Here is a 13691-nt window from a genome sequence, read left to right as displayed (position 1 = left end):
AGATTTGTACTCGCTGTGTGATGGATACGAGCGCGCTGGATATCACGTTTGATGTGCATGGTGTGTGTAACTACTGTTCCGAGTTTCTGGTTCGTTCGGGGCACCTACTTGACCAAGATGATGAAGAGCGTGCGGCTCGTTTGTCAGCATTTGTCGACAAGGTCAAGGCTGACGGTGCTGGCAAGGACTATGACTGTATAGTCGGTGTTTCTGGTGGAGTTGATAGCTCGTGGGTCCTGGTCAAGGCGATCGAGCTTGGTCTGCGTCCTTTGGCTGTTCATATGGATAACGGTTGGAATTCTGAGTTGGCTCAGAACAACATCGCCAATTTGGTCAAGAGACTGAACGTAGATCTGTATACGCATGTCATCGAGTGGGGTGAGTACAAGTCCTTGATGCAGGCATTCTTTGACAGTGATGTTATTGATGTCGAGTTATTATATGATAACGCCATGTTGGCGGTAAATTATAAGATGGCTGCCAGATACGGAGTTCGTCATATTCTTTCTGGAAGTAATCAGAGCTCGGAGGGAATGGCTATTCCTGCGCGCTGGAACTGGTTCAAGTATGATCGGAAGAATATCGTCAGTCTTGCTCGGCGCTCGTCGGTGAAGATAAAGACGCTCCCGATGCTGGGGACGTTAGGGTATGTCTATTCGACGTACGTAAGGAAGGTTAAGTGGCACTCGATTCTTGATTTGATGCCCTATAACAAGGTTTCTGCCATGCAAAGTCTGAAAGAGAACTTTGGCTATAAGCCTTATCCGTATAAACACTATGAATCTATATTCACCCGTTTCTATCAGGGTTATATCCTGCCAGAGAAATTCTCGGTCGATAAACGTCGAGTACATTTTTCCACCTTGATCATATCCGGACAGATGACACGGAGCGCGGCGTTATCAGACCTTGAGAGCATTCCTTACCCGTCTGAAAAAGAGTTGATTGAGGATCGGCAGTATTTCTTGAAAAAAATGGGTTGGTCTGAGTCTGATTTGACGGGCTATCTCTCACGCGCTCCACGCGATCATGTCGAGTTTGGTACCGAAATCGGGTTCTGGAAATTTTGCATGAGCGTTTATCGCGCTGTTTTAAAGTGAAAAGTCAGTCATTGTTTTGGAGTTTTGCCAAGAAGGGTGTTTTGCATGTCGGTATTGGTGATGAATTTCTATGGAGCTCCAGGCGGAGCTGAGCGGCGCTTTGCCAGGGCTTTCAGGAAAATGCAAGAGTCAGTAGGGGGGCATAGGCTCATCATCAATGCGCATGGCAAATCTGCACTTGAAACGGTAGGCGTTTCCCTAGAGGTTGAGGGGGTTGTGATTCTCGATGACTTTCGTTTGCTGGGGCGGCTTAACGCTATCAGTAAGATAATGTTTGTTTTTCAGTTGTGGTGGTATGTGCTCGGTCGTGGTTGCCGTCACCTGCATTATCCCGTCGATCCGTCTTATTTGACCCTCTTTCACTCTTGGGTAGGGCGTTTTTCTGGTGTAAGTTATTCATTGTCTGTTGTTGATTCGGCGCGCCCAGATAGAAAAAATTTTAGCCGATACAGCTGGTTTATGTGGCGGCAGAGCATCGCTTCTGCGTCAAGGTTGGACTGTCTTTCTGAAAATATATCCCGCAGTGTTTCGTCGCTCTTTGAGGCGGTTCCGCCGATTGAAGTCTCGCCGTGTTCTTTTACGGACTACACTCGGTCATCCGTGGCTAAGCACAAAGACTTTGACGTTGTCCTTATGAGCCGTCTCTGCGATGGTAAGGGCATTGCACTTTTTTTTGATACTTTGGTTCTTATGCGGGAACATCACCGAGACTTTCCAATTGGGAAGATCGGCGTTTTTGGCGCAGGGCCGTTACATGATTATGTACAGGCGCGGGTCCGGGAGCTGCCCTCCCTGGATATTGAGTTCGGCTATGCTTCCGATCCTTTTGAAATATTGTCGAGGACCAAGATTTTTCTGTCCCTGCAGGACAAGGAAAACTACCCTTCCCAATCCTTGTTGGAAGCGATTTCTTGCGGAGCTTTGGTCATTGCAACCGATGTTGGCGAGACTTATCGTATTGTTTCGGACGAAGTGGGGTACCGTGTTCCGGCCAACGCAGCTGCGTTGGCTGATCAGTTAAAGGTGGCCCTGACACGCTTGCACATGAATCAATTTGATTGGCAAGGAGCAGTGAAGCTGGTTCGCGAGGTGCATACAGTGGAGCGTTTTTCAGTTTATTTTTCAGGATTTCTTGGCCGTGCTGCATAATTTTTTCGTTATCGAGAGGCTTTTTTGAAACTCTTGGTGAATGCAAGTAATTTACATTTTGGTGGCGGAGTGCAAGTTGCTGCTTCGTTCATAGATGAATTGTCTCGAATGGAAAGTCGGGCCGGGGACTTTTCGGTCATGGTTTCTACGGAGGTGAATAGCAATCTCATGCGCATCGGCTGCCAGACGTCTGGTTTCGCTAGATACGAGGTGTTTGATAACTATGGTCTGTCCAGTGTGTGGGCCTCCCTGCTTGGAAAATTCAAGGAGTATGATCTAGTCTTTACAGTCTTTGGTCCTGCTTATTTTTTTACGCAGCGTTTTCTCAGTGTAGTGGGGTTCGCCCAGGCATGGATCATTTATCCAGACAGCAATGCGGCCGTAGAGTTTTCGAAGTTCAGTCGGTACAAGGCGCGATTCAAGTACTGGCTGCAGTCGCTTTTTTTTCGCCGTGCCGATAGGTTGATCGTTGAGGCCGATCACGTGAAGGTAGCCTTGGTTTCTAATAATATTGCTGGAAAAGAAAAAGTTGACGTTGTACCTAATTGTATATCCTCACTTTATTCTGAGCCTGGTAAGTGGGCACCATTAGTTGTTGATCCGGTGCCATCAGGCATTTTGAAAGTTGGTTATGTTGGGCGTGACTATGTACACAAAAACCTCAGTGTCCTTCCAGATGTACGGCGTAAGCTGCGAGAAAGTTATCAGCTTGATGTCGAGTTTTATGTCACGTTCAGTGACGATGAATGGCAGGAAAGGTCCGCAGTCTTCAGACGTGAAGTGAAGAATGTTGGAGTGCTTGCAATTTCGCAGTGCCCTTCCTTTTATCAGCAGATGGATGCGGTCATATTTCCCAGCCTTCTTGAGTGTTTTTCGGCAACGCCACTGGAGGCAATGGTTATGGGCAAACCTCTCTTTGCTTCGGACCGTAGCTTTGTCAGGGATGTCTGCAAGGGATGGGCTGATTACTTTGAACCGCTCAACACGGACGATATTGCCAGGGTGATGGCTACGTATTTTTCTGGCGAAGAATCTGTTCGCAAAGAGAGATTGCTGGCTGCTCAGCAGCACGCGATGAATTATTCCTCTGCGCAAGGGCGTGCGCTTCGCTACCTTGAGATTATTGAGGATGTGCTGAATGGACGCTGACATATCTCGGCTTGGTATAATGTGAGGCTTTTGGTTTATCTGGGTGTTGCAGGTTGGAGAGTTCCATTATCAACGATATTGTGCGCACCCTAATGGGCAGGAATTTGAGTTCGTTGTCATCGCTTGCAAGCCTGAGCGCCCGGGGTGGCAGGTGTTCGAAGCGCGAGCATTATCTGCGCGGGATCCAGATGCGGCGCTTCTGCTCTGGCCGCAGGAAATATGCGGAACCGGATTTTTCAATCTTTATGCAATAGAATCCACCTTGCCATCGCCTAGCGTATTACTCGGTTTATCGATTGAGTCCTCTGATTACTTATGAAAATTCTTGTTGTCTCTCAATATTTTTGGCCTGAAAGCTTTTTAATCAGCGACATCGTGCGAATCCTTGATGAGCAGGGCCATGAAGTGGTAGTGGCTACTGGCAAGCCCAATTACCCGGACGGCAAGATATTTGATGGCTATCGCGCCGGGGGCACTTTGCGTGAGCGCTACCTCGGGAAGATTGATGTGTTCCGTGTGCCGCTCTGGCCCCGAGGGCAGGGTGGAGCGAAAAACCTGATACTCAATTACTTTTCGTTTGTACTTGCTGGCTTGGTGTTTCTGCCCTGGATGCTGCGTAAGAGAGAGTTCGACGCAATACTTGTCTTCGCTCCCTCACCTATCCTGCAGGCGATTCCAGCTATTCTGCTTAAGTGGCTGAAAAAGGCAAAACTCGCTTTGTGGATACAGGATCTGTGGCCCGAAAGCCTTGCCGCTACCGGCTTTATTAAAAGCCCATTTGTGCTTCGGTCGGTGGGTTGGTTGGTAAGAGGTATATACCGCTGCTGCGATATTTTGTTAGTGCAGTCGCACGCCTTTTCTGAATCAATGTCGCGCTACGCTGATCGCGATAAAATCGTGTACTACCCCAATTCCATAGATGCACGTCCCCTTGTGGGGGCGGTACCTATTCCGAGTGAACTGAGCGAATTGTTGGAAGGCCACTTCTGTGTGGTTTTCGCAGGCAATGTAGGAACTGCACAGGCACTGGATACCTTGCTGCAAGCCGCAGTGCATCTGAAAGAAGATGCAGATATCCGTTTAGTCGTTATTGGCAGTGGCAGCCGACTGGCATGGCTACAGGCGCAAAAGACGCTTTTGAGTCTGGATAACATGGTGCTGGCTGGACGTTATCCGTCCCAGGCCATGACGCAAATATTCGAGCGGTCCGCTGCACTTCTGGTGTCGCTGAACGCAGAGGCAATTTTTGCGCAGACGATTCCCAGCAAGATTCAGGCTTATCTGGCCGCTGGCAGGCCAATTATTGCCTGTCTGGATGGTGAGGGAGCCCGTATTGTCCAGGAAGCTGGCGCAGGTATTTCTTCCCCGGCGGAGCAAGTGCTGCCTTTGGTCGCTGCAATTAGAAAGATGCATAGCTTCAGCAGCGCCGAGAGAGAAGCAATGGGGGCGTCCGGTCGAGCCTATTTTGATCAACATTTTGATATGGATGTGCAAGTTCGACACCTTGTTGATCTACTTCAGCGCTGAGTAGGCGGTTGTCGATTTACTTTAGATTTATATTCCGGGTATCAGGATATTGTGAAAAAATTATTCATTTTTCCAGCCGCATTCATGGCCAATTCGTTCGCTATGATGTTTGTAATGATCGGTCTCAGCCTGTTTGGCAGGTCGGAGCTGGCTGCAGACTTCGGTATTGTCCACGGTGCCACGGTGGCGCTTTTCTACTCCTTTTCCGGTAACGCCCGGAGCATAATCCTCGCCAAAAATAGGCAAGTTGACAGTGCTTATATCCTGCGCTTACGCTGTATTCTATTATTACCTCTTTGTGTTCTTGCCTTTTTGCTAAGCATGGGGCTGGTGGCCTCAGGCTGGCTGTTTGTTTCGTTGTTGATCGCACGTCGTGCATTTGAGTGGCTGGCGGAAGTCTTTCTCTGCGAGCAAGAGCATGATCATCAGTTTGCGCAGGCATTGCGCTCTTTTCTGACTCAGGGGCTTATAAGTTTTCTGGTTTTGGCGACACTTTCTTTTGATAGCACTATAGGCCTCTGGTCATTGGCTTTATGGGCCATTTCGCCTCTCTTCTGGTGTGTTCGCCCTGGGATGTTCGCGCAAGCATTCAGAAAAACACCAAATGAAATGATGTTCTTGAAACTGCTGTTACCTCATTTTGGTTCAACGGCGGTGATCGGTGTTTCCGTTTATGTATTCAGGCTATTTATTATTCTTCTAACCGGAAGAGAGATGGCTGGTGATTTGTTCTCTGCCTTTGCAATCGGGGGTATATTGGGAGCGGTATTTACCCAAGCATTAGGGCCTACCTTGGTCCGCAATGAGGGGGATGCAGAGCGTTCGCGTCATATGTCGAATTGGGTCAGCCTGCTTGTAGGAGGCTCTCTGTTCGTAGGAGTTCTGGTCACTGGAATTGCCTTGCTACAGCCGGAATTAATGCTGTGGACCGGAAAAGGAAGTCTCTTCTGGCTGGCGGTAGGCTGCTCGCTCATCGGTGGAGCCGTCATGGTTAAAGCTCAACGAGTGCGATTGCGACTGTTGCAAAACAACGAGACACAAGATGCTTTTGGTTCCGACATATTAGCCAATATTCTACTTGTTGGTTGTGTCCCGTTTCTTTATTACGGCCTTGGCGCCTCGTCGCTGGGGGGGCTTTACTTGCTCGGGGCTCTGATGTCATTAGTGTTTTACGCAAGCGAGAGAGATGGTCTCTTCAGTGCCGGTGCCTTGAAAGTGGCAGGGCGGTGGATACTCCCAGGCTTAGTGTTGTTATTATTCCTTCCGTTGTTTTTTCAGTTGTCTAAGGGGGTTTATAAGGGGCAATCTTTTGATTTTACCAGTGATGGCAAGCTGGCGTTATTACCCATTCCTGTCTCGGTGCTGGCGTGTTATGTCGGTATCGTGATTTTTGGTGGGTATACAAAAGCTAGGCTGGCATTGATTGTCGTGTTCTTTCTGTTTATGGGGATGCTATTTACAACTTTGCTACTTGCAACAGGCTACGATGCCGAAGCAAAATCAAAATTAATTTTGCTCGTTCAGTATATTTTACCTGTGTTTGCACTTGTGCTTGGGCAGCAGTATGGGAGAGGCGAAAGCTCCATTTTGCGGATGGCTAAAGTGTTGTTTTTCTTGCTGTTGTTAATTGTTCCGCTAGAGCTTTTTACGACCCTCGTCAGAGGTGTGGGTATTTTGTCTCCATCCGTGTATTTTTTTAGCATCTATCAGCATTTACAGTATGTGCCGGTCATTTTTGCTGGTGCCTTTATCATTGTATTGTTCTCTCTCTCCGAGCACGCTGGTTACCGCAAGGGGTTACTGTTGTTGGCGATCATTGTGGGTGTCTACGTATCCTTTTCGTTTTCGATGCTGACATACGCTCTGATGGTGGTCGGGACGCTGGTTTTCTTTGTTCGTAACCTGATATTGAGAAAAAGTTTCTGGCATGGCGGTTTAGCGGTGCTGCTTGTGTATTTGGGGATCGCCTTAAGTCTTGTTTTTCTAGTAAATTCCAAGTTTTTACGGGATAAATTTGGGATCGATTTACTAGGCGGTGAGCTGGCGGAAGGAACGGGACATCTAAATAATCGTCAGGAACGGCTGGTGTATTGGCATTTTTACCTGTCCCAGATCTTCGATAGTTTCAGTTCTTTTTGGCTGGGGCATATCAATGCGCCCGATAGGAACAAATTTCCTAGCGCCCACAATTATTATCTTGATTTTGTCTATAACTTTGGATTTTTGGCCGTTTTGCCTCTTCTGGGGTTGATCGCATTTACTGTGTATTCTGCACTGCGTAACACAATCCGAATTTGGGCGTCGTCAGAAGTGATGGGTGTGGTGGGGGTGGTTCTGTTTCTACTGCTTGCAGACAATATGCTGAAAGTAGGTATGCGTCAGCCCTATCCGGGTATTATTACTTTTTTTCTCTGGGGTATCGTTCTTTCAATCCTTGTCGGGTTTAGAAAGGAAAGAGCAAGCCGTGAGATGGTTGACAGGATGATGAAGAATAAAGGTCATCGTAAGTCTTCGGTATCAAACTGATGGTGCTTTCAGCTACTTGCGATCTCGATTCACTTCCTGAGTCGATGTATATTTGTTTGACTGTGTAAAATATTCCGAGAGTCAGCATGAAAATTTTGGTACTTGGCATCACCGGCATGCTAGGGAGAGCGGTCTTCAAAACATTCAACTCCGATCCGGAGCATGAAGTCTGGGGAACGTTGCGTAGCTCCGCCGGGTTGCGAACCTTTCCGGAGGTGAGTCGTGTGCGCTTGCTATCGGGTGTCGATGTGCTGGATCAGGACTCGCTTATTGCTACGATTGCCAAGGCGCGTCCGGATGTCGTCATCAACTGCGTCGGGCTGATCAAGCAACTGGCCGATGCCAAGGACCCGCTGACAGCGTTACCTATAAACGCCATGTTGCCGCATCGACTCGGTCGACTCTGTGCGCTGAGCGGCGCGCGTTTGATCCATATCAGCACTGATTGCGTCTTCTCGGGACGTAAAGGCGGCTATTTAGAGAGCGATCTGTCGGACGCCGAAGACCTGTACGGCAAGTCCAAGTACATCGGCGAACTGCACGATCTGCCTAACGCGATCACCCTGCGCACCTCGATCATCGGGCACGAGTTGAGCTCGAGTCACTCGCTGGTGGACTGGTTTCTTTCACAAGAAGGCAGCGTGCGAGGTTTTTCCAAGGCGATTTTCTCCGGTTTGCCCACCGCTGAGCTGGCTCGTGTCATGAAAGACTTCGTCCTGCCGCACCCGGAGCTCAATGGCCTGTATCATGTCGCCGCAGAACCGATTGCCAAGCTGGACCTGTTGGCCCTGATTGCCAGCCAATACGGCAAGTCCATCGAGATTCGCCCAGACTCGGCATTGGTGATCGATCGCTCGCTCAACAGCGAACGCTTCAAACAGGCTACTGGATACAAAGCCCCTAATTGGTCTCGGCTCATAGAGCTGATGCACGCCACTCGCTAACAAATTCGGAAGGTTTACATGTTCGACGACAAGGTATTGATGATCACCGGTGGCACCGGTTCTTTCGGTCATACGGTCCTCAAGCGTTTTCTCAATACCGCTGTGCGCGAGATTCGCATCTTCAGTCGTGATGAGAAGAAGCAGGAAGACATGCGTATCGCCCTGGCCAATGACAAGGTCAAGTTCTACATCGGTGATGTTCGTGATCGCGACAGCCTGGATCAGGCGATGGTCGGTGTGGATTACATCTTCCACGCAGCGGCCCTGAAGCAGGTTCCGTCCTGCGAGTTCTATCCGATGGAAGCGGTGCGCACCAACGTGCTGGGCACCGAGAACGTGCTGAATGCCGCCATCGCCAGCGGTGTGCAGCGGGTTGTGGTGTTGAGTACTGACAAGGCGGTTTATCCGATCAATGCCATGGGCATCTCCAAGGCAATGTCCGAGAAGTTGATGGTCGCCAAGTCGCGCATGATCCCGGCCAATGGTCCGGTCATTTGCGCGACCCGTTATGGCAACGTCATGGCCTCGCGCGGCTCGGTGATTCCGTTGTTCGTTGACCAGCTTCGCACGGGTGGCGCGCTGACCGTGACCGACCCGGAAATGACCCGCTTCCTCATGTCGCTTGAAGATTCGGTTGATCTGGTTCTGCATGCTTTCGAGCACGGCCAGCAAGGCGATTTGTTCGTCCAGAAAGCCCCGGCCTCGACGGTCGGCGACCTGGCCGAAGCGCTCAAGCAACTATTCGGCAAGAAAAACGAGGTCAAGGTGATCGGTACTCGCCACGGCGAGAAACTGTACGAGTCGTTGGTTTCCCGCGAGGAAATGGCCAAGGCCGAGGACATGGGGCGTTACTACCGGATTCCGGCGGACAACCGTGACCTGAACTACAACAAGTACTTCGTCGAGGGCGAGGAGCGCATATCCGAATTCGACGACTACACCTCGCACAATACCGAGCGCCTGGATGTACCGGGTATCAAGGAGCTGTTGCTGAAACTCGATTACATCAAGGAGCAACTCGATGCTTAAGGTCATGACGCTGGTCGGCACACGTCCCGAGCTGATCAAGATGAGCCGGGTTATCGCTGAACTGGATCGCCAGGTCGATCATGTCCTGGTGCACTCCGGGCAGAACTACGATTACGAACTCAATCAGGTGTTCTTCGACGACTTGGAAATCCGCAAGCCGGATCATTTCCTCGGCGCTGCCGGCGATACAGCCGCCAAGACCATCGCTGAAGTCATTGCCAAGTCCGATGAAATCTTCGAACTGGAAAAGCCTGACGCGCTGCTGCTGTATGGCGATACCAATACCTGCCTGGCAGTGATTTCCGCCAAGCGTCGCAAGATCCCGGTGTTCCATATGGAGGCAGGTAACCGCTGCTTCGATCAGCGTGTGCCTGAAGAGCTGAACCGCAAGGTGCTGGATCACCTCAGCGACATCAACATGGTGCTGACCGAGCATGCTCGCCGTTATCTGATCGCCGAGGGTATTCGCCCTGAAACGATCATCAAGACCGGCTCGCACATGCAGGAAGTCCTCGAGCACTACATGCCCAAGATCGAGCAGTCCGATGTGCTGACGCGCAGTGGCCTCGAGCAGGACAAGTTCTTCATCGTCAGTATCCACCGCGAGGAAAACGTCGATACGCCGGATAACCTGCGCGATTTGCTGGATACCCTGCGGGCCCTGGCCGATCAATATGGGTTCCCGTTGATCGTTTCGACTCACCCGCGTACGCGCAAGCGTCTTGAAGCCTTGGGGGAATCCCTCGATCACCCGTTGATCCGCTTCGTCAAACCTTTCGGTCTGCTGGACTACATCAAGCTGCAGATGTCGGCGTTCTGTGTGCTTTCCGACAGCGGCACCATTACCGAAGAAGCGTCCTTGCTGAACCTGCCTGCCGTCACCCTGCGCAACGCCCATGAGCGTCCCGAGGGGATGGATGAAGGGACGCTGATCATGAGCGGCCTGAAGCGCGGTTCTGTGATGGATGCGGTGCGGGTGGTGACCAGTCAGCATTCTCGTGAGCAACGCAAGGTGCCAGTGGTGCCGGATTATCAAGGCGGACCGGTTTCGCTGCAGGTGGCTCGAGTGGTCCTGAGTTACACCGACTACATCAATCGCACGGTGTGGAGCAAGGCTTGAGCCCACTATGATGCGAGTCCTTTTGACGGGGGCCAGCGGCTTTGTCGGGGCTGCGGTTCAGGCTCGTCTGCTGACTGATCCTCAATTTGCAGTGCGTGCTGTCTATCGACAGTTACCGCCGCAGTCCTCGCCCCGCCTGGAAGTCTGTCAGGTGTCCGGACTTGAGCCGGACACCGACTGGCAGGTTCCACTCGAAGGCGTCGAAGTCGTGATTCACTGTGCTGCCCGCGTGCATGTCATGAATGAGCGCGAAGCTGATCCGTTGGCCGCCTTTCGTCGTGCCAATGTGCAGGGGACGTTACGTCTCGCGGAGCAAGCAGCCCAGTCCGGTGTCCGGCGTTTCATCTACCTGAGTTCGATCAAGGTCAATGGTGAGGGGACGCCGCCCGGCCACCCTTATACAGCCGATGACCAGCCGGCTCCGCTTGATCCTTATGGCGTCTCCAAGCTGGAAGCCGAGCAGGCATTGCAGGCCCTGGCGGCGAAAACCGGGATGGAAGTGGTGATCATTCGTCCGGTATTGGTCTATGGGCCAGGAGTGAAGGCCAACTTTCGCAGCATGATGGGTTGGCTCAATAAGGGCGTGCCATTGCCGCTGGGAGCCATTACCAACAAGCGCAGCCTGGTGGCCCTGGACAATCTGGTCGACCTGATTATGACTTGCATCCATCATCGCGCCGCAGCCAACCAGGTTTTCCTGGTGAGTGATGACGAGGACTTGTCCACCAGCGATCTGCTGCGACGTATGGCCCGCGCTTTGGGCCGGCCGGCGCGCCTGCTGCCATTGCCGATGTGGCTGTTGAGCGGCACTGCGCAACTGTTGGGGAAAAAGGCCTTGTCCCAGCGTCTTTGCGGGTCGCTTCAGGTTGATATCGGGAAAACCAAAGCGTTGCTCGAATGGACCCCGGCGATCAGTGTGGACGGGGCGTTGGCCAAGACCGCGAAAGACTTTCTGGGGCAGCGAGTGTGACAGGGCGCGGGTGGATTGCAGGCAGTAAGTCGAGCGAAGGGAAATCGTGTAATGCGTGAGCGTTTATTGAATCTGCCGCGTAGCTATAAGCGCGTCTTGCAGTTGCTGATTGATATTGTGCTGATCTGGGTGGCGCTCTGGCTGGCGTTTGTCGTGCGTCTGGGTATTGAACGACCCGTGAATCCTTTCGGGGATTATGCGTGGCTGTTCGCGGCTGCGCCGGTCATTGCAATCCCCATCTTTATCAACCTCGGCCTGTATCGCGCGGTGATGCGTTATTTCGGCAACGATGCCCTGCTCAGTATCTTCAAGGCCGTGACCTTGTCGGCGCTGCTGTTGACGGTCTATGTCTATTTGTACCGCCCTGACGTACTGGTACCACGCTCGCTGATCGTCAATTACTGGTGGCTGAGTTTGTTGATGGTCGGCGGCCTGCGTTTGTTCATGCGCCAATATTTTCTCGGCGACTGGTTTCTCGCCGGACAGCATGTTCCTTTCCTGCGCCAGGACGACGACGCCACCAAGGTCGCCATTTATGGCGGCGGGGCGGCAGGCAATCAGTTGGTGGCGGCACTGCGCATGGAAAAGGCTATGCGTCCGGTCGCTTTTATCGATGATGACCCCAGCATTTCAGGTCGAGTGATCGCCGGGCTCAAGGTCTACCCGTCTACGGATATCGAAGGACTGATCGAAGACACTGGCGCAACCGAAGTCTTGCTGGCTATTCCATCGGCGTCGCGTGCCAGGCGCCGTGAGATCCTCGCAGCGCTTGAGCCTTATCCGGTGCATGTGCGGACGATTCCAGGGTTTATGGATCTGGCCAATGGCCGGGTCAGTGTCAGCGATCTGCAGGAAGTCGACATTATCGACCTGCTAGGACGAGACTCGGTTGCGGCGCAGCAGGCTCTTTTCGAGCGCTGCATTCGTGGCCAGGTGGTCATGGTGACAGGAGCGGGCGGTTCCATCGGTTCCGAACTGTGCCGGCAAATCCTCACCAGCAAACCGACGGCGCTGATTCTGTTCGAACACAGTGAGTTCAATCTCTACAGCATTCATAGCGAGTTGGAGAGGTTGATCCAAAACGAGGGAATGAGCCTGGAGCTGGTGCCGATCCTCGGTTCGATTCGCAACAGTGAGCGACTGCTGGACGTGATGCGTACCTGGAACGTGAACACGGTCTATCACGCCGCCGCCTATAAGCATGTACCGATCGTCGAGCATAACGTTGCCGAAGGCGTGCTGAATAATGTCCTCGGGACCTTGCAGACTGCGCAGGCGGCCGTGCAGGCGGGGGTTGAGCACTTCGTGCTGATCTCCACCGACAAGGCGGTGCGACCGACCAATGTCATGGGGTGCACCAAGCGGCTGGCCGAGATGACGCTGCAGGCCTTGAGTCGTGAGTCCAATCCGTTGCTGTTGGGCGAGCACTTCACGACGCCTTGCACCAACTCGACCCGGTTCACCATGGTGCGTTTCGGCAATGTGCTGGGTTCGTCCGGTTCGGTGATCCCGCTGTTTCGCGAGCAAATCAAGAATGGCGGGCCGATTACGGTGACCCATCCGAACATGACCCGCTATTTCATGACCATTCCCGAGGCCGCGCAACTGGTAATCCAGGCGGGTTCGATGGGGCAGGGTGGCGACGTGTTTGTGCTCGACATGGGACAACCGGTGAAGATTGCCGACCTGGCGGAAAAGATGGTCCACCTGTCCGGCCTTTCCGTGCGTAGCGAAGAACGACCGAACGGGGATATTTCGATTGAGTTCACCGGCTTGCGCCGTGGCGAAAAGCTCTATGAGGAGTTGCTGATCGGTGACAACGTGTCCCCGACCGAACACGCGATGATCATGCGCGCCGACGAAGAGCATTTGCCGTGGGAAGACTTCAAACAGGCGATTTCAGCACTGTTGAAGGCTGTCGCAGCGGATGACTATGTGCAGGTTCGTACGTTGTTGCGCGATACGGTCAACGGCTACGAACCCGAATGCCAGATTGTCGACCTGATTCATGAGCGCCGTCAGAAGTCGGGTTGTTCGGACGACGTTTGACGGATTCGGAGGCCGGGTGTTAATCCGGACGAAAAAAGCCGCGTTTCTCGATCGAGAAACGCGGCTTTTTTTCTGGGAGTGTCCCGTCCTGAATAAGGTTTACACCTTCTGACTTCTTTTCAGGAAGG

10 protein-coding genes are annotated in these 13691 nt (G+C 52.2%); all 10 read left to right on the top strand.

Annotation, left to right across the window (positions count from 1 at the left end):
- The first annotated feature begins 20 nt into the window (after positions 1-20).
- The gene (locus ACM1ZW_RS04525; protein WP_416740234.1) at positions 21-1100 is read left to right on the top strand and encodes an N-acetyl sugar amidotransferase; all 1080 of its coding nucleotides are present in this window, start codon (positions 21-23) and stop codon (positions 1098-1100) included.
- Positions 1101-1145: 45 nt separating this feature from the next.
- Positions 1146-2249, top strand: coding sequence for a glycosyltransferase (locus ACM1ZW_RS04520; protein WP_416740233.1), 1104 nt, complete (start codon positions 1146-1148; stop codon positions 2247-2249).
- A gap of 24 nt (positions 2250-2273) precedes the next feature.
- Entirely contained in the window at positions 2274-3398 is a 1125-nt protein-coding gene (locus ACM1ZW_RS04515) for a glycosyltransferase family 4 protein (protein WP_416740232.1), read from the top strand.
- Between the two features lie 315 nt (positions 3399-3713).
- Positions 3714-4925: a glycosyltransferase family 4 protein gene (locus ACM1ZW_RS04510; protein WP_416740231.1), complete on the top strand. Its 1212-nt coding sequence runs from the start codon at positions 3714-3716 to the stop codon at positions 4923-4925.
- 51 nt (positions 4926-4976) lie between these two features.
- The gene (locus ACM1ZW_RS04505) at positions 4977-7451 is read left to right on the top strand and encodes a hypothetical protein (protein ID WP_416740230.1); all 2475 of its coding nucleotides are present in this window, start codon (positions 4977-4979) and stop codon (positions 7449-7451) included.
- Between the two features lie 86 nt (positions 7452-7537).
- Positions 7538-8395 (top strand): dTDP-4-dehydrorhamnose reductase family protein, encoded by an 858-nt coding sequence (locus ACM1ZW_RS04500; protein WP_416740229.1) that lies wholly within the window; start codon positions 7538-7540, stop codon positions 8393-8395.
- Positions 8396-8413: 18 nt separating this feature from the next.
- Complete coding sequence (locus ACM1ZW_RS04495) at positions 8414-9424, top strand: polysaccharide biosynthesis protein (RefSeq protein ID WP_084319415.1); 1011 nt, start codon at positions 8414-8416, stop codon at positions 9422-9424.
- Positions 9417-10544, top strand: coding sequence for a non-hydrolyzing UDP-N-acetylglucosamine 2-epimerase (gene wecB / locus ACM1ZW_RS04490; protein ID WP_416740228.1), 1128 nt, complete (start codon positions 9417-9419; stop codon positions 10542-10544). Before ACM1ZW_RS04495 ends, wecB begins: the two co-directional genes overlap by 8 nt.
- Positions 10545-10551: 7 nt before the next feature.
- The gene (locus ACM1ZW_RS04485) at positions 10552-11514 is read left to right on the top strand and encodes a UDP-glucose 4-epimerase family protein (protein WP_416740227.1); all 963 of its coding nucleotides are present in this window, start codon (positions 10552-10554) and stop codon (positions 11512-11514) included.
- A 51-nt stretch (positions 11515-11565) separates the two neighbouring features.
- Positions 11566-13563, top strand: coding sequence for a polysaccharide biosynthesis protein (locus tag ACM1ZW_RS04480; RefSeq protein ID WP_416740226.1), 1998 nt, complete (start codon positions 11566-11568; stop codon positions 13561-13563).
- The last annotated feature ends 128 nt before the right edge of the window (positions 13564-13691 follow it).

The organism is Pseudomonas sp. NFX71, assembly GCF_048079215.1.
Classification (GTDB): Bacteria; Pseudomonadota; Gammaproteobacteria; order Pseudomonadales; family Pseudomonadaceae; genus Aquipseudomonas; species Aquipseudomonas fluorescens_B.
Note: the sequence above shows the minus strand (reverse complement) of the source record. Positions and strands in the feature narration are given on the sequence as shown.

Excerpts from the sequence above, each read along its gene's own strand:
- ACM1ZW_RS04525 (WP_416740234.1), top strand. The coding sequence starts at position 21 with ATGGATACGAGCGCGCTGGATATCACGTTTGATGTGCATGGTGTGTGT.
- ACM1ZW_RS04520 (WP_416740233.1), top strand. The coding sequence starts at position 1,146 with ATGTCGGTATTGGTGATGAATTTCTATGGAGCTCCAGGCGGAGCTGAG.
- ACM1ZW_RS04510 (WP_416740231.1), top strand. The coding sequence starts at position 3,714 with ATGAAAATTCTTGTTGTCTCTCAATATTTTTGGCCTGAAAGCTTTTTA.
- ACM1ZW_RS04500 (WP_416740229.1), top strand. The coding sequence starts at position 7,538 with ATGAAAATTTTGGTACTTGGCATCACCGGCATGCTAGGGAGAGCGGTC.
- ACM1ZW_RS04495 (WP_084319415.1), top strand. The coding sequence starts at position 8,414 with ATGTTCGACGACAAGGTATTGATGATCACCGGTGGCACCGGTTCTTTC.
- wecB (WP_416740228.1), top strand. The coding sequence starts at position 9,417 with ATGCTTAAGGTCATGACGCTGGTCGGCACACGTCCCGAGCTGATCAAG.
- ACM1ZW_RS04485 (WP_416740227.1), top strand. The coding sequence starts at position 10,552 with ATGATGCGAGTCCTTTTGACGGGGGCCAGCGGCTTTGTCGGGGCTGCG.
- ACM1ZW_RS04480 (WP_416740226.1), top strand. The coding sequence starts at position 11,566 with ATGCGTGAGCGTTTATTGAATCTGCCGCGTAGCTATAAGCGCGTCTTG.